This is a genomic window from Streptomyces sp. NPDC021100 (genome assembly GCF_044333095.1).
Taxonomy (GTDB): domain Bacteria; phylum Actinomycetota; class Actinomycetes; order Streptomycetales; family Streptomycetaceae; genus Streptomyces.
In genome coordinates this window covers 39,579-57,510 of sequence record NZ_JBIRQH010000001.1, presented here as the reverse complement: position 1 = coordinate 57,510, position 17,932 = coordinate 39,579, and the positions used below count along the sequence as shown (strand labels likewise).

The following is a 17,932-nucleotide window of genomic DNA, read 5'->3' as shown; positions in this document are numbered from 1 at the left end:
CGATTCCAGGGGATCTTGACCCGTGCCTGTGGACTACTCGCCGGTTGTGGACAAGCCCGTCACCCGCCCCTTCCCCGGTCCCGTACACTTCTCTTGGCGATCCGGGTCACCGGGTCGACTTCGCACGCCCCGCCACCGTCGCGTCAGACCCTTTCCGGGCAGCGCGGTGGCCGCGTCCCTCGGTCCGTGAACGGCTCCCCGACAGGGGAGCGGCGCACGGCGGGCGCTCCGGGGCGTCAGGAGCGGCGGCCGCCCGGCCGCCGTGGAAACCGAATATCACAAGGAGCACGGCCATGGCCGTCGTCACGATGCGGGAGCTGCTGGAGAGCGGCGTCCACTTCGGTCACCAGACCCGTCGTTGGAACCCGAAGATGAAGCGTTTCATCTTCACGGAGCGCAACGGCATCTACATCATCGACCTGCTCCAGTCGCTGTCGTACATCGACCGCGCCTACGAGTTCGTCAAGGAGACCGTCGCGCACGGTGGCTCCATCATGTTCGTCGGTACGAAGAAGCAGGCCCAGGAGGCGATCGCCGAGCAGGCGACCCGCGTCGGCATGCCCTACGTCAACCAGCGCTGGCTGGGCGGCATGCTCACCAACTTCTCGACCGTCTACAAGCGCCTGCAGCGCCTGAAGGAGCTCGAGCTCATCGACTTCGAGGATGTGGCCGCCTCCGGCCTCACCAAGAAGGAGCTCCTGGTCCTCTCCCGCGAGAAGGCCAAGCTGGAGAAGACCCTCGGCGGTATCCGCGAGATGCAGAAGGTGCCCAGCGCCGTCTGGATCGTGGACACCAAGAAGGAGCACATCGCCGTCGGTGAGGCGCGCAAGCTCCGCATCCCGGTCGTCGCCATCCTCGACACCAACTGCGACCCCGACGAGGTCGACTACAAGATCCCGGGCAACGACGACGCGATCCGCTCCGTCACCCTGCTCACCCGCGTGATCGCCGACGCCGTCGCCGAGGGCCTCATCGCCCGTTCCGGTGCCGCGACCGGCGACCAGAAGCCGGGCGAGAAGGCCGGCGAGCCGCTGGCCGAGTGGGAGCGCGACCTGCTCGAGGGCGAGAAGAAGGCTGAGGAGGCCCCGGCCGCCGCCGAGGCTCCCGCTGCCGAGGCTCCCGCCGAGGCCGAGGCCGAGAAGCCGGCCGCGGACGCCGAGCAGGCCTGACCCTGCCGTACCGGACGGCGGGGGCCACGTACAGCGTGACCCCGCCGTCCCTGGTGGATCCACGGCCGGGTTCCGTCCGGTGGACGGGACCGGCCGTCGTGGTGACCTCAAGACGGACCTGCCCCGCCGGGTGCCGAGCGGCACGGCGGGGCACAGTGCACAAGAAGGATTTCAACGATGGCGAACTTCACCGCCGCTGACGTCAAGAAGCTCCGTGAGCTCACCGGCGCCGGCATGATGGACTGCAAGAAGGCGCTCGACGAGGCCGAGGGCAACCTCGAGAAGGCCGTCGAGATCGTCCGCGTCAAGGGCCTGAAGGGCGTCGCCAAGCGCGAGTCCCGCACGACCGAGAACGGCGCCGTCGTCTCCTCCATCGCCGACGACAACACCTCCGGTGTCATCGTCGAGCTGAAGTGCGAGACCGACTTCGTCGCCAAGGGCGAGAAGTTCATCGCCGTGGCCGACGCGCTCGCCGCCCACGTCGCCAAGACCGCCCCCGCCGACATCGAGGCCCTGCTCGCCTCCGAGATCGAGGCCGGCAAGACCGTCCAGGCGTTCATCGACGAGGCCAACGCCACCCTGGGCGAGAAGATCGTCGTGGACCGCTTCGCCGCGTTCGCCGGCGGCTACGTCTCCGCGTACATGCACCGCACCGCCGCGGACCTGCCCCCGCAGGTCGGCGTCCTGGTCGAGCTGGACAAGGAGAACGCCGAGGTCGCGAAGGACGTCGCGCAGCACATCGCCGCGTTCGCGCCGAAGTTCCTCTCCCGTGACGCCATCCCGGCCGACGTCGTGGAGAACGAGCGCCGCGTCGCCGAGGCCACCGCGCGTGAGGAGGGCAAGCCCGAGGCCGCCCTTCCGAAGATCGTCGAGGGTCGCGTCACCGGCTTCTTCAAGGAGCAGGTCCTGCTGGACCAGCCCTTCGCCAAGGACAACAAGAAGACCGTCCAGAAGATCCTGGACGAGGCCGGCGTCACGCTGAAGCGCTTCGCCCGCATCCGCGTCGGCGCCTGAGCCCCGGCAGGGCAGCGATTGACCCGCGACCCGCTAGGGTCGTACGCAGCCGACCGGTCACCGGCCGGCCGCTGATGTGACGAGGAGGCCATTGCCGCACAGGGAACCGAAAGGACCCACCGGCAATGGCCTTCTTCGTATGTGCACGAGGAGAACTCCAATGAATCAGGGTGCGGACGCCCACAGGGCCGCCGACGGCAAGAGCGACGACCACGGGAAACCCCGCCGGTTCCTGCTGAAACTGTCCGGCGAGGCCTTCGCCGGCGGCGGAGGGCTCGGTGTCGACCCCGATATCGTGCACGCCATCGCCCGGGAGATCGCGGCCGTGGTCCGCGAGGGCTACGAGATCGCCGTCGTCATCGGCGGCGGCAACTTCTTCCGCGGCGCCGAGCTCCAGCAGCGCGGCATGGACCGGGCGCGCTCCGACTACATGGGCATGCTCGGCACGGTGATGAACAGCCTCGCCCTCCAGGACTTCCTGGTGAAGGAAGGCGTGGAGACCCGGGTCCAGACCGGCATCACCATGGGCCAGGTCGCCGAGCCGTTCATCCCGCTGCGCGCCGTGCGCCACCTGGAGAAGGGCCGCGTCGTGATCTTCGGCGCCGGCATGGGCATGCCCTACTTCTCCACCGACACCACCGCCGCCCAGCGCGCCCTGGAGATCCACGCCGAGGCGATCCTCATGGGCAAGAACGGCGTCGACGGGATCTACGACTCGGACCCGAAGAAGAACCCCGCCGCGGTGAAGTTCGACGCCCTGGAGTACGGCGAGGTGCTGGCGCGCGGCCTCAAGGTCGCCGACGCCACCGCCATCAGCCTGTGCATGGACAACAAGCTGCCGATCCTGGTGTTCGAGCTGCTCGCCGAGGGCAACATCGCCCGCGCCGTCAAGGGTGAGAAGATCGGCACGCTCGTGAGCGACCAGGGCACGCGGGACTGAGACGCCCGTACGGCCGTCCGCCGCGCCCCCGGGCACCGGCGGACGGCAACCCGGGGCCGCGGGAAGACCACGGCCCGGGGATGGACAACCGCCTGCCGGTCGGACACCGTGCAGGAGAAGACGCGCGCAGGGGCGAGGCTCTGCTTACTGATAACACCAGGAGCAAGTGGTGATCGAAGAGATCCTCCTCGAAGCCGAGGAGAAGATGGAGAAGGCCGTTGTGGTCGCCAAGGAGGACTTCGCGGCGATCCGCACCGGGCGTGCCCACCCGGCGATGTTCAACAAGATCGTGGCGGACTACTACGGTGCGCTGACGCCCATCAACCAGCTGGCGTCGTTCTCGGTCCCCGAGCCGCGCATGGCCGTGGTGACCCCGTTCGACAAGAGCGCCCTGCGCAACATCGAGCAGGCCATCCGCGACTCCGACCTGGGCGTCAACCCCAGCAACGACGGCAACATCATCCGAGTGAACTTCCCCGAGCTCACCGAGGAGCGCCGCCGGGAGTTCATCAAGGTCGCCAAGGGCAAGGGCGAGGACGCCAAGGTCTCGATCCGCTCCATCCGCCGCAAGGCCAAGGACGCCCTGGACAAGCTCGTCAAGGACAAGGAGTCCGGCGAGGACGAGGTGCGCCGCGCCGAGAAGGAGCTCGACGACACCACCGCGAAGTACGTGGCGCAGGTGGACGAGCTGCTCAAGCACAAGGAATCCGAGCTGCTCGAGGTCTGATGAACGACGCATCCTGGGGAACCCCGTCGCGCGCCGGGCAGTGGGGATCCGCCGACCGGCACACCCCGTTCCCGGCGGGTCCAGTGCGCGAAGCGGCCGTGGCGGCGCAGACTCGGCCCATGCCGATCGTGCCCGACGCAGGCGGAGACCAGGAGGACCGTGACCAGGGGGCCGCTCACCTCGGTGGCCCCCTGTTCCGTGACGAACGCGACGGCCGTGACCATCGCGACGACCGTGACCGAGGGGAGCCCGACATCCGGCCGCACGAACCCGCCGCCCCCCAGGCGCCCAAGGCGGGGAAGAAGAGCGCGGGCCGCGATCTGCGGGCCGCGATAGGGGTGGGCCTGGGGCTCGGCGCGGTCATCGTCGCCTCGCTCTTCGTCTACAAGCCCGTCTTCCTCGGCGTGATCGTGATCGCCGTGGTGGTCGGGCTGTGGGAGCTCACCTCCCGGCTCGCGGAGCGCAAGGGCATCAAGGCGCCCCTGGTGCCGCTCGCCATCGGCGGGGCCGCGATGATCGTCGCCGGGTACGCCGACGGTGCCGAGGGCGCGTGGGTGGCCATGGCCCTCACCGCGCTCGCCGTGCTGATCTGGCGGATGACCGAGCCGCCGGACGACTACCTCAAGGACGTCACGGCGGGCATCTTCGCCGCGTTCTACGTGCCGTTCCTGGCCACCTTCGTGGCCCTGATGCTCGCCGCCGCCGACGGTGCCTGGCGGGTGCTGACCTTCCTGATCCTCACGGTGGTCAGCGACACCGGCGCCTACGCGGTGGGCTGGCGCTTCGGCAAGCGCAAGCTGGCGCCGCGCATCAGCCCCGGCAAGACCCGCGAGGGGCTGATCGGCGCGGTGCTGTTCGCCATGGCGGCGGGCGCGCTGTGCATGCGCTTCCTGATCGACGACGGGGTGTGGTGGCAGGGCCTGCTGCTCGGCCTGGCCGTCGCGGTGAGCGCGACTCTGGGCGACCTCGGCGAGTCGATGATCAAGCGGGACCTGGGCATCAAGGACATGGGCCGGCTGCTGCCGGGGCATGGCGGGATCATGGACCGGCTGGATTCGCTGCTGCCGACGGCGCCGGTGGTGTGGCTGTTGCTGGTGGCTTTCGTCGGCGCGGGCTGACGAGGGCGCCAGCGGCGTGGTTGTTGCTGGTCGCTTTCGTCGGCGCCGGCTGAACCTGGGCTGACCTGCGTATTCCCCTCGGGCGGGGCCCGTTGTCCACAGGACGGCGGGCCCCGCCCGCACATCTGCGACACTTGAAACATCATGCCTAAGCCCGGAGAACTGACTTTCGTAGCCCCCCGCGGAGCCAAGAAGCCCCCGCGGCACCTCGCCGACCTCTCGCCCGCCGAGCGCAAGGAGGCCGTCGCCGCCATCGGTGAGAAGCCTTTCCGGGCGAAGCAGCTGTCCCAGCACTACTTCGCACGGTACGCGCACGACCCCGCGCAGTGGACGGACATCCCGGCCGGCGCCCGCGAGAAGCTCGCGGGCGAACTGCTGCCGGAGCTGATGAGCGTGGTGCGGCACATCTCGTGCGACGACGACACCACCCGCAAGACGCTGTGGCGGCTGCACGACGGCAAGCTCGTCGAGTCCGTCCTGATGCGCTACCCGGACCGGGTCACCATGTGCATCAGCTCACAGGCCGGCTGCGGGATGAACTGCCCGTTCTGCGCCACCGGCCAGGCCGGTCTGGACCGCAACCTGTCGACCGCCGAGATCGTGCACCAGATCGTGGACGGCATGCGGGCGCTGCGCGACGGCGAGGTGCCCGGCGGGCCCGCGCGGCTGTCGAACATCGTCTTCATGGGCATGGGCGAGCCGCTGGCCAACTACAAGCGCGTCGTCGGCGCGATCCGCCGGCTGACCGACCCGGAGCCCGACGGCGTCGGGCTGTCGCAGCGCGGCATCACCGTCTCCACCGTCGGCCTGGTGCCCGCGATGCACCGGTTCGCCGACGAGGGCTTCAAGTGCCGCCTCGCGGTCTCGCTGCACGCGCCCGACGACGAGCTGCGCGACACGCTCGTCCCGGTCAACACCCGCTGGCAGGTCCGCGAGGTCCTGGACGCGGCCTGGGAGTACGCGGAGAAGTCCGGCCGCCGGATCTCCATCGAGTACGCCCTGATCAGGGACATCAACGACCAGGCGTGGCGTGGTGACCTGCTGGGCCGGCTGCTCAAGGGCAAGCGGGTGCACGTCAACCTGATCCCGCTGAACCCCACGCCGGGCTCCAAGTGGACGGCGTCCCGTCCGGAGGACGAGCGGGCGTTCGTCGCGGCGATCGCCGCCCACGGCGTCCCGGTCACCGTCCGGGACACGCGCGGTCAGGAGATCGACGGCGCCTGCGGCCAGCTGGCGGCGACCGAGCGCTGAGCCCCGCCGACGGCGGGGGAGCGGGCGGGCGCACTGGTACGGTGCACTCGCACCGCTCGTACAAATGAACAATCCGACAGGGGAGCGCACACAGCGCTGAGAGTGCGGCCCGCGCCGCAGACCCTCGGACCTGATCCGGTTAGTACCGGCGTAGGGAGTCAGCTCGACCATGAACACCACCCTCCGGCGTGCCCTGGGCGCCGCCGCCGTCATCGCCCTGGCCGCTCCGGCCCTCGCGGCCTGCGGCGGCTTTGACGAGGCCAAGGAGACCGACGGCGGCAAGACGGTCACCCTCGTCTCGCACGAGTCGTTCGTCGCCTCGCCGGACGTGCTCAAGGAGTTCACCGCGCAGACCGGCTACAAGGTCAAGACGCTCAAGAGCGGCGACGCCGGACGCGCGGTGAACCAGGCGATCCTCTCCAAGAGCCACCCGCAGGGCGACGTGTTCTTCGGCGTCGACAACACGCTGCTCTCCCGCGCCCTCGACAACGGGATCTTCGAGCCGTACGAGGCCAAGGGCCTGGACCGGGTGGCGAAGGAGTTCCGGGCCGACGACGCCGAGCACCGGGTGACGCCGGTCGACTCCGGTGACATCTGCGTCAACTACGACCGCGCCTACTTCACCGACCACAAGCTGGCGCCGCCGAAGACCTTCGACGACCTGGTGAAGCCCGAGTACAAGGGCCTGCTGGTCACCGAGAACGCGGCCACCTCCTCCCCGGGCCTGGCCTTCCAGCTCGGGACCGTCGCCAAGTTCGGTGACGACAAGTGGCAGGACTACTGGAAGAAGCTCAAGGACAACGGCGTCGAGGTCGTCGACGGCTGGGAGCAGGCGTACAACGACCGCTTCTCCGGCTCCGCCGCCGGCCGCAAGGCCAAGGGCGACCGGCCCCTCGTCGTCTCCTACGCGTCCAGCCCGCCGGCCGAGGTGCAGGGCATGAAGCAGCGGCCGAAGTCGGCGGACGAGGCGCCGACCGGCGTCGCGACCGGCACCTGCTTCCGGCAGACCGAGTACGCCGGGCTGCTCAAGGGCGCGAAGAACACCGAGGGCGGCAAGGCGCTGCTGGACTTCCTGCTGAGCAAGCGGTTCCAGGAGGACGTGCCACTGAGCATGTACGTCAAGCCGGTGGTGACGGACGCCAAGCTGCCCGAGCTGTTCACCAAGTTCGGCGCGACGGTCGACGCCCCGCAGACGCTCGCCCCCGAGAAGATCGCGAAGAACCGTGATCAGTGGGTCAAGGCATGGTCCTCGATCGTCCTGAAGTAGCCGCACCGAAGGATCGCGGAGCGCGAGGGACGGGCGTCCGCCTCGGCCTGATGGCCGTCCCGCTGGCCTTCTTCGGCCTCTTCTTCGCCTATCCGGTGGCCGCGATCGTCACGCGGGGGCTGAAGGCGGACGGGCGGTGGCGGTTCGGCCGGATCGGCGAGGTGCTCACCGACCCGGCCACCGGGCACGTCCTGTGGTTCACCACCTGGCAGGCGGCGGCCTCCACGGCGCTCACGCTGGTGCTCGCGCTCCCCGGCGCGTACGTCATGGCGCGCTTCGACTTCCCCGGCAAGGGACTGCTGCGGGCGGTGGTCACCGTCCCGTTCGTGCTGCCCACGGTGGTGGCCGGCTCCGCCTTCCTCGCGCTGCTCGGGCGGCGGGGGCTGCTCGACGAGCTGTGGGGCGTCCGGCTCGACAACTCCGTCTGGGCGATCCTGCTCGCCCACGTCTTCTTCAACTACGCCGTGGTCGTCCGGACCGTCGGCGGGCTCTGGGCGCAGCTCGACCCCCGGCAGGAGGAGGCCGCGCGGGTGCTCGGCGCCGGCCGATTCGCCGCCTGGCGGCGGATCACGCTGCCCGCCCTCGCCCCGGCCGTGGCCGCCGCGGCGCTGATGGTCTTCCTGTTCACCTTCACCTCCTTCGGCGCCGTCCAGATCCTCGGCGGCCCCAGGTACGCCACGCTGGAGGTGGAGATCTACCGGCAGACCGCCGAACTGCTCGACCTGCCGACGGCCGCCGTCCTCACCCTCGTCCAGTTCGCCGCCGTCGCCGCGCTGCTCCTGGTGCACGCGTGGACCGTGCGCCGGCGCGAGTCCGTCCTGCGCCTGGTGGACGCGCGCCGCACCGCGCGCCGGCCGCGCGGCGCCGCCCAGTGTTGGCTGTTGACCGCCGTGCTGGCCAGTGTGGCCGGGCTGCTCGTCCTGCCGCTCGCGGTGCTCGTGCTGCGCTCCTTCGACGGGCCCGACGGCTACGGCCTCGCCTTCTACCGCGCCCTGGCCTCGGCGGGGGACGACGGTGTGCTCGGCGTCGCCCCGCTGGAGACGATCGGCAACTCGCTGGCGTACGGCCTCGCGGCCACCGCCATCGCCGTCGTCGTCGGGGGCCTGGCCGCCGCCGCGCTCACCCGGCGCGAGGGCCGGCTGGTCCGCGGCTTCGACGCGCTGCTGATGCTGCCGCTGGGCACCTCCGCCGTGACCGTCGGCTTCGGCTTCCTGATCGCCCTGGACGAGCCGCCGCTGGATCTGCGGACCTCCTGGATCCTGGTGCCGCTGGCCCAGGCGCTGGTCGGGGTGCCGTTCGTGGTGCGGACGATGCTGCCGGTGCTGCGGGCGGTCGATCCGCGGCTGCGGGAGGCCGCGGCGGTGCTCGGCGCGTCTCCGCTCCGGGTCTGGCGGGAGGTGGACCTGCCGATGGTCGGCCGGGCCCTGGCGGTCGCGGCGGGCTTCGCCTTCGCCGTCTCCCTGGGCGAGTTCGGTGCCACCGTCTTCATCGCCCGCCCCGACAACCCCACGCTTCCCGTGGCCGTGGCCCGGCTGCTGGGCCGGCCCGGGGAGCTGAACTACGGGCAGGCGATGGCCCTGAGCACGATCCTGATGCTGGTGTGCGCCGTGGCGCTGCTGGTGCTGGAACGCGTACGTACCGACCGCACGGGGGAGTTCTGATGGCGTCCGCTCCGATGCTGCGCCTGGAAGGCGTCACCGTCCGCTTCGGCGACCGGACCGTCCTGGACGCCGTCGGCCTCGACGTCGCCGAGCACGAGGTCGTCTGCGTCCTCGGCCCCAGCGGCAGCGGCAAGTCCACGCTGCTGCGGGTGGTCGCCGGGCTCCAGCGGGCCGACGCGGGACGGGTGTTCCTGTCCGGCGAGGACGTCGGCGGGGTGCCCGTGCACCGGCGGGGCGTGGGGCTGATGTTCCAGGACCACCAGCTCTTCCCGCAGCGCGACGTGGCCGCGAACGTCGCCTTCGGGCTGCGCACCCGCGGCGCCGGACGGGACGAGGCCCGGCGACGGGTCGCCGAACTCCTCGACCTGGTGGGTCTGCCGGGCGCCGGGCGGCGGTCCGTCGCGGCGCTGTCCGGCGGCGAGCAGCAGCGCGTCGCGCTGGCCCGGGCCCTCGCCCCGAGCCCCCGGCTGCTGATGCTCGACGAGCCCCTCGGACAGCTCGACCGGAGCCTGCGCGAGCGGCTGGTGACCGAACTGCGGCAGCTCTTCGGACGGCTCGGCACGACCGTGCTGGCGGTCACCCACGACCAGGGCGAGGCGTTCGCGCTCGCCGACCGGGTGGTGGTGATGAGGGACGGCCGGATCGCCCAGCAGGGCACGCCCCTGGACGTCTGGCGGCGGCCCGCCTCCGAGTTCGTCGCCCGCTTCCTGGGCTTCGACAACGTCGTCCCCGCGACCGTGACCGGCGACCGGGCCGACACCCCGTGGGGCAAGGTGCCCGTCCCGGCGGGTGCGGCGGAGGGCCCGTGCTCGCTCCTGGTGCGGCCGGGTGGCGTCCGGCTGGTGGCGGATGGACTGCCGTGCGAGGTCACCGCCCGGACCTTCCGGGGCGACCACGTGCTGCTCTCGCTCCGTCCGGAGCGGGGTCCGGCGCTCCAGGCGGCGTGCGCGCTGGCGCACGCGCCGGAGGTGGGAGCATGGGCAGGGGTCGCGTTCGACGCCGAGCACGTGGTAGTGCTGGGCGGCTGAGCGATACGGCGAGAAGGCGCCCACCTTTTTCTTGACCTTTTCTTGACCCTGGGCAACTTCGGCGCCGCGTTGAACGTCTGGTTCAGGAGCAGGCGGTTCATTGGCGAACGGAGCAATTGGTGATCATCGGCCTGGTGACGGCTGTCGCGGCCTCGGCGTGCTACGGCACGGGTTCGGTCCTGCAAGCCGTCGGATCGCGGAAATCCGCCCTCCGGGAGGCGGCCTCGTCCCCCGAGGCGGGCGTGACCCAGCACGGCGGACCCAGCCTGTCCTCCACCGCCAAGGCCGCTGTGACCTGGGAGTTCATGGTCGGCACGGTCCTGGACTTCCTCGGCTTCGTCCTCGGTGCCCTCGCGGCCCGGATGCTGCCCCTCTTCCTCTCCCAGACGGTCATCAGCGCCAACCTGATCGTCACCGCGCTGCTCAGCATCAAGCTGCTCGGCATCCGGCTCAAGCGTCCCGAGTGGGCGTCCATAGCGGTCGTCTGCGCCGCCCTGGTGCTGCTCGCGACGGCCGCCGGGCACGAGGGCAGCGGGGAGACGGCCCGGTCGACGCACTGGTGGCTGCTGATCATCTCCGTGGTGCTGATGGCCGGTGGCACGGTGGCCGTGCGTCTGATGGGGTCCCGGGCCGCGATTCTCGCCGGTCTGCTGTCCGGACTGGGCTTCGGCGCCATCGGGGTCGGCGTCCGGATCCTCGATGGGATCGATCCGTTCGATCTGCCCACGATGCTGGCCGATCCGGCGCTGTACGCGATTCTGATCTCGGGTGGTGTGGGGATGTACCTGCACACGGTGGCTCTGCAGATCGGGTCCGTGAACGGGGCTACGGCCGCCTTGGTCGTCGGCGAGACGATTCTGCCCGGGATCATCGGGGTCCTGCTGCTCGGTGACGCCTCTCGGGCGGGGTTCGCCTGGGTGGCCGTTCTGGGGTTCATCCTGGCCGTGGCGGGGGCGGTTGCCGTCGCGTGGTTCGGTGAGCCGGACAGTCACGGCGTGACGCCGCCCGCCGTGGAGGAGGCGAAGGCGCCCGCGCAGCGCGTGTAGGAGTGCCCCGGTCCCTCCCCCAGAGGGGGCACCCCCATTCACCGTTTCTTGCGGGGGCGGGCCCCCACACCCCCGAGCGCGCCTGCGGCGCGCGTCCTCAATCGCCGGACGGGCTGACCAGTCAGCCCGTCCGGCGAGGGCGGGACCGGGGCCCTCACCGCGTCAGCGGCAGCGCCGCCAGCTCCGCGACCACCCACGTCAGCGGGGCGAGAACGGCGACCAGGGCGACAGCCCGGACAGCGGCGGCGCCGCGCAGCAGCGACCCCGGCAGACCGAGCCGCAGCAGCGCCGCCGTGGTCTCGGAGCGAATCTGCCGCGTATCCAGGGCGGCGGTGATCGCCGTGGCCGTCGCGCAGGCCATGACCACGGCCGCGCCCAGCCCCGTGAGCGGGCCGAACGGCCGGGGGCCCGCGCCCTCCCAGGCCACCCCGTAGAGCTCGGCGGCGGCCAGCGCGCCGGCGGCGACCGCGCACAGCACGCCCAGCGGCCGGCCCAGCCGCGTCGCCGCGTCCTGGAGCATGCGCCCCGCCAGCATCCGTACCGGACCGGGACGCCCGGCCGCGAGCGCGGCCCCGCACCAGTGCGTCAGCCCCGGGCCCGCCAGGACCAGCCCGAACACGGTGAGCAGCCAGCCGCCGAGGAGGCCGGGGGAGGCCCCGCCGTCCTGGCCGGGGAGGGCGAGCAGCCGGCCCGGTTCCGGCGCGGGCGCGTGGCCCACGTACGCCACCAGCGCCAGGCCGGTCGCGATGACGGCGATGCCCCACGGGAGCCCGGCGTAGGAGGGCCGGGGGGACGCGCCGCGCCGCGGCGCCGGGGCGTCGTCCGGCTGCGGACGGGCGTGCGCCGGTCCCGGGCGCTTGCGCTGCTCCTCGCGCGGGCGCAGGACGAGGGCGCACACGCCGGCGCTCACGGCGGGCAACAGGGCGAGCAGGGTCACGGTGGCGGCCCACGGCAGGGCGTGGCCGCCGTCCAGCAGCCGGTTCGCCGTACCGCTCAGCGGGGTGCCGCCGAGGTCGCCCCGCAGTTCGAGGTAGGCGAGCAGGGCCGCGCCGCTGCCGACGCCGCAGGTGAGGGCCGTCGAGGCGGCCGCCAGCAGGGCGAGCCGCACCGGCCCGAGGCCGATCGCGTCCAGGCCGTCCCGGGGCCGGGTGGCGGGGTCCGTCCGGGCCACCGCCAGGGCGAAGTGCACGACCGCCGCGCAGGGGACCGCGCACCACAGCAGCCGCACGACCCCCTCCTCCGGCCGCTTCGGGTGCGCGACGGCGTACCCGAGGGCGCAGAGCAGCAGGAAGGCGGCGCCCGCCGCGGCGGCGGCGACCAGCACGCGCCGCAGCAGGACGAGCGGGTGCGCGCCCCGGGTCAGGCGGAGACTGAGCACGCGGCCCTGCCCTCCCCGTCGGGCGCGTCCGGTGCGGGGATGCCGCCGCCCCGGCGGCCGTCGGCGAGGCCGACCGCCCGGTCGGCGAGCGCGGCGCCCTCGTCGTCCGGCGTCGCGAGGACGACGGTGATGTGGTGCGAGCGGGCCGCGGTGGTGAGGGTGCGCAGGACCTGGGCCCGGTCGGTGCTGTGCAGCGGCGCGGTGGGGTCGTCGGCGAAGACGACGGCGGGCTCGCAGGCCAGGGCGCGGGCGACGGCGATCCGCTGGCACTGGGCGCGGGAGAGCGCGGCGGGCCGCTTGCGGGCGCAGTCGCCCACGTCGAGGCGTTCCAGCCACTCGGCGGCGGCCTGTTTGGCGGTGCGGTGGCCGGTGCCCCGGGCCAGCAGGGGGAGGGCGGCGTTCTCCCAGCCGGTCAGCTCGGGCACCAGGTGCGGGGTGCTGTCGATCCAGCCGAACCGCTCGCGCCGCAGGCGTTCGCGCCCCGCGCGGGGGAGGGTGTGCACCGGCGCGCTGTTGAACCAGACCTCGCCGGAGTCGGGCACGAGCTGCCCGGAGAGGCACTTGAGGAGAGTGGTCTTCCCCGCGCCGCGCGGCCCGGTGACCGCGAGGACCTCGCCCTCGCGGATGCCGATGGACACGCCTGCGAGGGCGGGGGAACCGTTGTAGGAGTAGTGCAGGCCGCGTGCCCAGAGCACGTCGTTGTCCGGCGGGGCCACCATTTCGAGCACACCTCGGGTCGCTGGAGGGTCCGTTCCCCTGTCCGGGTGAACGAACCGGGGGCCATTGGGTCACTGGCACCGTACGGAACGGGGATCCTAGCCCCGGTCCAGGCTCGGCGCGGGAGTGGTCCAGGAGTGGCCCACTTTCCTCCCATCGGGCTCATGGCGCGAGGGTGTGAAGAGGGTGTGCGGGGGCGGAAACGGCCTCGAGGGGCGGGAAGGGGCGGTCGGCATGCGGCGGGGGCCCGCGCACACCGCCGACGTGGCGCGCGCGGACCCCCGCCGGGCCCGTCGGATCGTCAGATTCGCGCCCACGCCTCGGTGAGGACGCCGCGGAGGATCTGCTCGATCTCGTCGAACGTGCCCTGGTCGGCGACGAGCGGCGGGGCGAGCTGGACGACCGGGTCGCCGCGGTCGTCGGCCCGGCAGTAGAGGCCGTCCTCGAACAGCCGCTTGGACACGAAGCCGTAGAGCAGCCGCTCGCACTCCTCGGGCGTGAACGACTCCTTGGTGGCCTGGTCCTTCACCAGCTCGATGCCGTAGAAGAAGCCGTCGCCGCGCACGTCGCCGACGATCGGCAGGTCGCGCAGCCTCTCCAGGGTGGCGCGGAAGGCCGACTCGTGGTCCAGCACGTGCCGGTTGAGGCCCTCGCGCTCGAACAGGTCGAGGTTGGCCAGCGCGACGGCGGCCGAGACCGGGTGGCCGCCGAAGGTGTAGCCGTGCAGGAAGGTGTTCTTCCCCTTGAAGAACGGCTCGGCGATCCGGTCGGAGACCACGGCCGCGCCGATGGGGGAGTAGCCGGAGGTCATGCCTTTGGCGCAGGTGATGATGTCCGGGACGTAGCCGAACTTGTCGCAGGCGAACATCGTCCCGAGCCGGCCGAAGGCGCAGATGACCTCGTCGGAGACGAGCAGGACGCCGTACCGGTCGCAGATCTCGCGTACCCGCGCGAAGTAGCCGGGCGGCGGCGGGAAGCAGCCGCCGGCGTTCTGCACCGGCTCCAGGAAGACGGCGGCGACGGTGTCGGGGCCCTCGAACAGGATCTGCTGCTCGATCTGGTCGGCGGCCCAGCGGCCGAACGCCTCGGGGTCGTCGCCGTGGATCGGCGCGCGGTAGAAGTTGGTGTTGGGGACCTTGTGGGCGCCGGGGACCAGGGGTTCGAAGGGGGCCTTGAGGGCCGGGAGCCCGGTGATGGCCAGCGCGCCCTGCGGGGTGCCGTGGTAGGCCACCGCACGGGATATCACCTTGTACTTGCCGGGGTTGCCGGTGAGCTTGTGGTACTGCTTCGCCAGCTTCCACGCCGTCTCGACGGCCTCGCCGCCGCCCGTGGTGAAGAAGACCTTGTTGAGATCACCGGGCGCGTAGTGGGCCAGCCGCTCGGCCAGTTCGATCGCCTTGGGGTGGGCGTAGCTCCACACCGGGAAGAAGGCCAGCTCCTGCGCCTGCTTGGCGGCGGCCTCGGCCAGTTCGGCGCGGCCGTGGCCCGCCTGGACCACGAACAGCCCGGCCAGGCCGTCGAGGTAGCGCTTGCCCTTGTCGTCGTAGATGTACGTGCCCTCGCCGCGCACGATCGTCGGCACGGGGGCGTTCTCGTACGACGACATGCGGGTGAAGTGCATCCACAGGTGGTCGTACGCCGTCTGGGAGAGGTCCTTGCTGCTCACGGCTATCGGGTTCCCCATGTATAGGTCTGTTTGCGGAGCTTGAGGTAGACGAAGCTCTCGGTGGAGCGCACACCGGGCAGGACGCGGACGCGTTTGTTGATCACGTCCAGCAGGTGGTCGTCGTCCTCGCAGACGACCTCGATGAGCAGGTCGAAGGAGCCGGCCGTCACCACGACGTACTCCACCTCGTCCATCGCGGTGAGGGCGTCGGCGACCGGGTCGAGGTCCCCCTCGACATTGATTCCGATCATGGCCTGCCGGCGGAAGCCCACGGTGAGCGGGTCGGTGACGGCGACGATCTGCATCACGCCCTGGTCCAGGAGCTTCTGCACGCGCTGCCGGACGGCGGCCTCGGACAGCCCCACGGCCTTGCCGATGGCGGCGTAGGGCCGACGACCGTCCTCCTGGAGCTGTTCGATGATCGCCAGGGAGATGGCGTCGAGGGGTGGTGCGCCGCGGGCGCCCCTTGAAACCGCTGAAACCGCTGAATCCGTGTTACGCGTGGCCACCCGGCCACTGTGCATGAGGAGTCCGCCGTATGACAAGCGTCCGGCGATGAAATCCGTTGTGGCGGGGCAGTTGAATGACCGATTCCGTTGCTCCTGGCTGGTGGGTATATCGAAAACGTGGTCCTCCTGGCTAGGCTGGGCGTCTCACCCTTCGGACATCTCACAGGAGAGGTGCACACCGTGACCACCGAGCCGCGCCGGTTGCGCAACTACATCAACGGGGAGTTCCGGGACGCCGCGGACGGGCGGACCACCGACGTGGTCAACCCGGCCACGGGCGAGGTGTACGCCACCGCTCCGCTGTCCGGCGCCGCCGACGTGGACGCCGCCATGGCCGCCGCCGAGGAGGCGTTCCCGGCCTGGCGCGACCTGGTCCCGGCCGAGCGCCAGAAGGTCCTGCTCAAGATCGCCGACGCGATCGAGGCGCGGGCCGAGGACCTGATCGCCGCCGAGTCGGAGAACACCGGCAAGCCCCTCGCCCTCACCCGCAGCGAAGAGGTCCCGCCGATGGTGGACCAGATCCGCTTCTTCGCGGGCGCCGCCCGGCTGCTGGAGGGCCGCTCGGCCGGCGAGTACATGGAGGGGATGACCTCCATCGTCCGCCGTGAGCCGGTGGGCGTCTGCGCCCAGGTCGCGCCCTGGAACTACCCGATGATGATGGCCGTCTGGAAGTTCGCCCCGGCTCTCGCCGCGGGCAACACCGTCGTCCTCAAGCCGTCCGACACCACCCCGGCCTCCACGGTCCTGCTCGCCGAGATCATCGGCGGGGTGCTGGAGGAGCTCGGCCACCCCAAGGGCGTCTTCAACGTCGTCTGCGGCGACCGCGACACCGGCCGCCTGATGGTCGAGCACCCGGTGCCCGCGATGGCCTCCGTCACCGGCTCCGTCCGGGCCGGCCAGCAGGTCGCCGCGTCCGCCGCCAAGGACGTCAAGCGCGTCCACCTGGAGCTCGGCGGCAAGGCGCCCGTCGTCGTCTTCGAGGACGCCGACCTCGCCAAGGCCGTCGAGGACATCGCCATGGCCGGCTACTTCAACGCGGGCCAGGACTGCACGGCCGCCACCCGCGTGCTCGTCCACGAGTCCGTCCACGACGAGTTCGTCACCGCCCTCGCCAAGGCCGCGGCCGACACGAAGACCGGGCAGCCGGACGACGAGGACGTGCTCTACGGCCCGCTCAACAACGCGAACCAGCTGAAGCAGGTGGCCGGCTTCATCGACCGCCTCCCGGCGCACGCCAAGGTCGAGGCGGGCGGCCACCGCGTCGGCGACAAGGGCTACTTCTACGCCCCGACCGTCGTCTCCGGCCTCAGGCAGGACGACGAGATCGTCCAGAACGAGGTCTTCGGCCCGGTCATCACCGTCCAGTCCTTCACGGACGAGGACCAGGCCGTCGCCCACGCCAACGGCGTCGAGTACGCCCTCGCCTCGTCGGTGTGGACCAAGGACCACGCGCGCGCCATGCGGATGTCCAAGCGGCTGGACTTCGGCTGCGTGTGGATCAACACCCACATCCCGCTGGTCGCGGAGATGCCGCACGGCGGCTTCAAGAAGTCCGGCTACGGGAAGGACCTGTCGGCGTACGGGTTCGAGGACTACACGCGGATCAAGCACGTGATGACGTCGCTGGGCTGACGCCACGCGTCCGAACGCGGGTTCCGGGACAGGCCGTGTCCCGGGCCCGCGTTTATCGTTTAACCGTGCGGCTGCGCGTACGTACGCGCGGGAGGGGGAGGAGCGGCACGATGACAGTCGAACTGACGGACAGGATCGCCGTGACCGACAACGATGGCCTCAGCCTGGACGAGCTGTTCGACCAGCTGGAGCCGGTCCCCGAGGGATACAGGGTCGAGGTTGTCCGAGGGGTCGTCCACATGTCACCGCAGCGTCGCACGCACTGGAAGATCATTTTTGAGATCGCCTGTCGGCTCCGGCAGCACTTCGGCGAAGACGCCGAAATCGACTCGGACGTGCGCATCGACTTCCCGGGCTACCTGAACGGGTTCTGTCCCGATCTCGTGAAAATCGCCGACGGGGCGACACCCGACGGCAAGGGAAGGTTCTCCCCTTCCGACGCGGAACTGATCGTGGAGGTCATCTCCCAGGGAACCGCGGTCAACGATTACGGACCCAAGAAGCAGACGTACGCCGAGGCGGAGGTACCCGTCTACGTGATCGCCGATCCGTACAGCGGGCAGTGCCACGTCTTCACGTCTCCGAAGGGCGACACCTACCGGAGCGAGGTCACCGTCGACTTCGGTGACCCGATCGATCTCACCTGCACCCCGCTCGGCCTGACGATCGCCACCGACAGGTTCCCCCGCGACTGACCCCGCCCCCGGCGTTCCCGTATCATCGACGGCCCGGCGAAGCGTCTGCCGGCACCCGCGATCTCCGGACACCCCGCCCCTTGTCCGTGAAGATCGCCTCCCCCATCCTGCCGT

16 protein-coding genes and 1 riboswitch are annotated in these 17,932 nt (G+C 71.3%); of the genes, 12 read left to right on the top strand and 4 right to left on the bottom strand.

Translation table 11 applies throughout. The annotated features are described in order from the left end of the window. Window positions 1-293: 293 nt before the first annotated feature. The 10 genes from rpsB (at window position 294) to ACH4PU_RS00205 (ending at window position 11,221) form a co-directional block, all read left to right on the top strand. A complete protein-coding gene (gene rpsB, locus ACH4PU_RS00250; RefSeq protein ID WP_398264009.1) occupies window positions 294-1,169 on the top strand; it encodes a 30S ribosomal protein S2 in 876 nt (291 codons plus the stop codon). Window positions 1,170-1,346: 177 nt separating this feature from the next. Next, window positions 1,347-2,183, top strand: coding sequence for a translation elongation factor Ts (gene tsf / locus ACH4PU_RS00245; RefSeq protein ID WP_398264007.1), 837 nt, complete (start codon window positions 1,347-1,349; stop codon window positions 2,181-2,183). Between the two features lie 160 nt (window positions 2,184-2,343). Next, complete coding sequence (pyrH, locus tag ACH4PU_RS00240; RefSeq protein WP_004944811.1) at window positions 2,344-3,123, top strand: UMP kinase; 780 nt, start codon at window positions 2,344-2,346, stop codon at window positions 3,121-3,123. A 169-nt stretch (window positions 3,124-3,292) separates the two neighbouring features. Further along, window positions 3,293-3,850: a ribosome recycling factor gene (gene frr / locus ACH4PU_RS00235; RefSeq protein WP_004944809.1), complete on the top strand. Its 558-nt coding sequence runs from the start codon at window positions 3,293-3,295 to the stop codon at window positions 3,848-3,850. Continuing rightward, entirely contained in the window at window positions 3,850-4,968 is a 1,119-nt protein-coding gene (locus ACH4PU_RS00230; protein ID WP_398264004.1) for a phosphatidate cytidylyltransferase, read from the top strand. Before frr ends, ACH4PU_RS00230 begins: the two co-directional genes overlap by 1 nt. A 144-nt stretch (window positions 4,969-5,112) precedes the next feature. Beyond that, window positions 5,113-6,219, top strand: a complete 1,107-nt coding sequence (rlmN, locus tag ACH4PU_RS00225) for a 23S rRNA (adenine(2503)-C(2))-methyltransferase RlmN (protein ID WP_398264002.1) — start codon at window positions 5,113-5,115, stop codon at window positions 6,217-6,219. Window positions 6,220-6,287: 68 nt separating this feature from the next. Then, window positions 6,288-6,393, top strand: a riboswitch (TPP riboswitch). Then, entirely contained in the window at window positions 6,389-7,486 is a 1,098-nt protein-coding gene (locus tag ACH4PU_RS00220) for a thiamine ABC transporter substrate binding subunit (protein WP_398264000.1), read from the top strand. Its footprint overlaps the riboswitch before it by 5 nt. Then, the gene (locus ACH4PU_RS00215) at window positions 7,462-9,147 is read left to right on the top strand and encodes an ABC transporter permease (RefSeq protein WP_398263997.1); all 1,686 of its coding nucleotides are present in this window, start codon (window positions 7,462-7,464) and stop codon (window positions 9,145-9,147) included. The genes ACH4PU_RS00220 and ACH4PU_RS00215 overlap by 25 nt, the downstream gene beginning before the upstream one ends. Then, complete coding sequence (locus ACH4PU_RS00210) at window positions 9,147-10,175, top strand: ABC transporter ATP-binding protein (RefSeq protein WP_398263995.1); 1,029 nt, start codon at window positions 9,147-9,149, stop codon at window positions 10,173-10,175. Before ACH4PU_RS00215 ends, ACH4PU_RS00210 begins: the two co-directional genes overlap by 1 nt. Before the next feature lie 119 nt (window positions 10,176-10,294). Next, on the top strand, window positions 10,295-11,221 hold the full coding sequence (locus ACH4PU_RS00205) for a hypothetical protein (RefSeq protein WP_398263993.1): 927 nt from the start codon (window positions 10,295-10,297) through the stop codon (window positions 11,219-11,221). A gap of 154 nt (window positions 11,222-11,375) precedes the next feature. Here the strand turns inward: ACH4PU_RS00205 and ACH4PU_RS00200 are convergent, their stop codons facing one another. The 4 genes from ACH4PU_RS00200 to ACH4PU_RS00185 form a co-directional block, all read right to left on the bottom strand. Next, window positions 11,376-12,599: a hypothetical protein gene (locus tag ACH4PU_RS00200; protein WP_398263991.1), complete on the bottom strand. Its 1,224-nt coding sequence runs from the start codon at window positions 12,597-12,599 to the stop codon at window positions 11,376-11,378. Continuing rightward, window positions 12,581-13,318: an ABC transporter ATP-binding protein gene (locus ACH4PU_RS00195; RefSeq protein WP_398263989.1), complete on the bottom strand. Its 738-nt coding sequence runs from the start codon at window positions 13,316-13,318 to the stop codon at window positions 12,581-12,583. The genes ACH4PU_RS00200 and ACH4PU_RS00195 overlap by 19 nt, the downstream gene beginning before the upstream one ends. A 299-nt stretch (window positions 13,319-13,617) precedes the next feature. Next, a complete protein-coding gene (locus ACH4PU_RS00190; protein WP_398263987.1) occupies window positions 13,618-15,000 on the bottom strand; it encodes an aspartate aminotransferase family protein in 1,383 nt (460 codons plus the stop codon). After that, complete coding sequence (locus ACH4PU_RS00185; RefSeq protein ID WP_398263985.1) at window positions 14,985-15,506, bottom strand: Lrp/AsnC family transcriptional regulator; 522 nt, start codon at window positions 15,504-15,506, stop codon at window positions 14,985-14,987. The genes ACH4PU_RS00190 and ACH4PU_RS00185 overlap by 16 nt, the downstream gene beginning before the upstream one ends. A 165-nt stretch (window positions 15,507-15,671) precedes the next feature. Here ACH4PU_RS00185 and ACH4PU_RS00180 point away from each other — a divergent pair, with 165 nt between their 5' ends. Further along, window positions 15,672-17,123, top strand: coding sequence for a gamma-aminobutyraldehyde dehydrogenase (locus ACH4PU_RS00180; RefSeq protein WP_398263983.1), 1,452 nt, complete (start codon window positions 15,672-15,674; stop codon window positions 17,121-17,123). 110 nt (window positions 17,124-17,233) lie between these two features. Continuing rightward, window positions 17,234-17,818, top strand: a complete 585-nt coding sequence (locus tag ACH4PU_RS00175) for a Uma2 family endonuclease (protein WP_398263981.1) — start codon at window positions 17,234-17,236, stop codon at window positions 17,816-17,818. The last annotated feature ends 114 nt before the right edge of the window (window positions 17,819-17,932 follow it).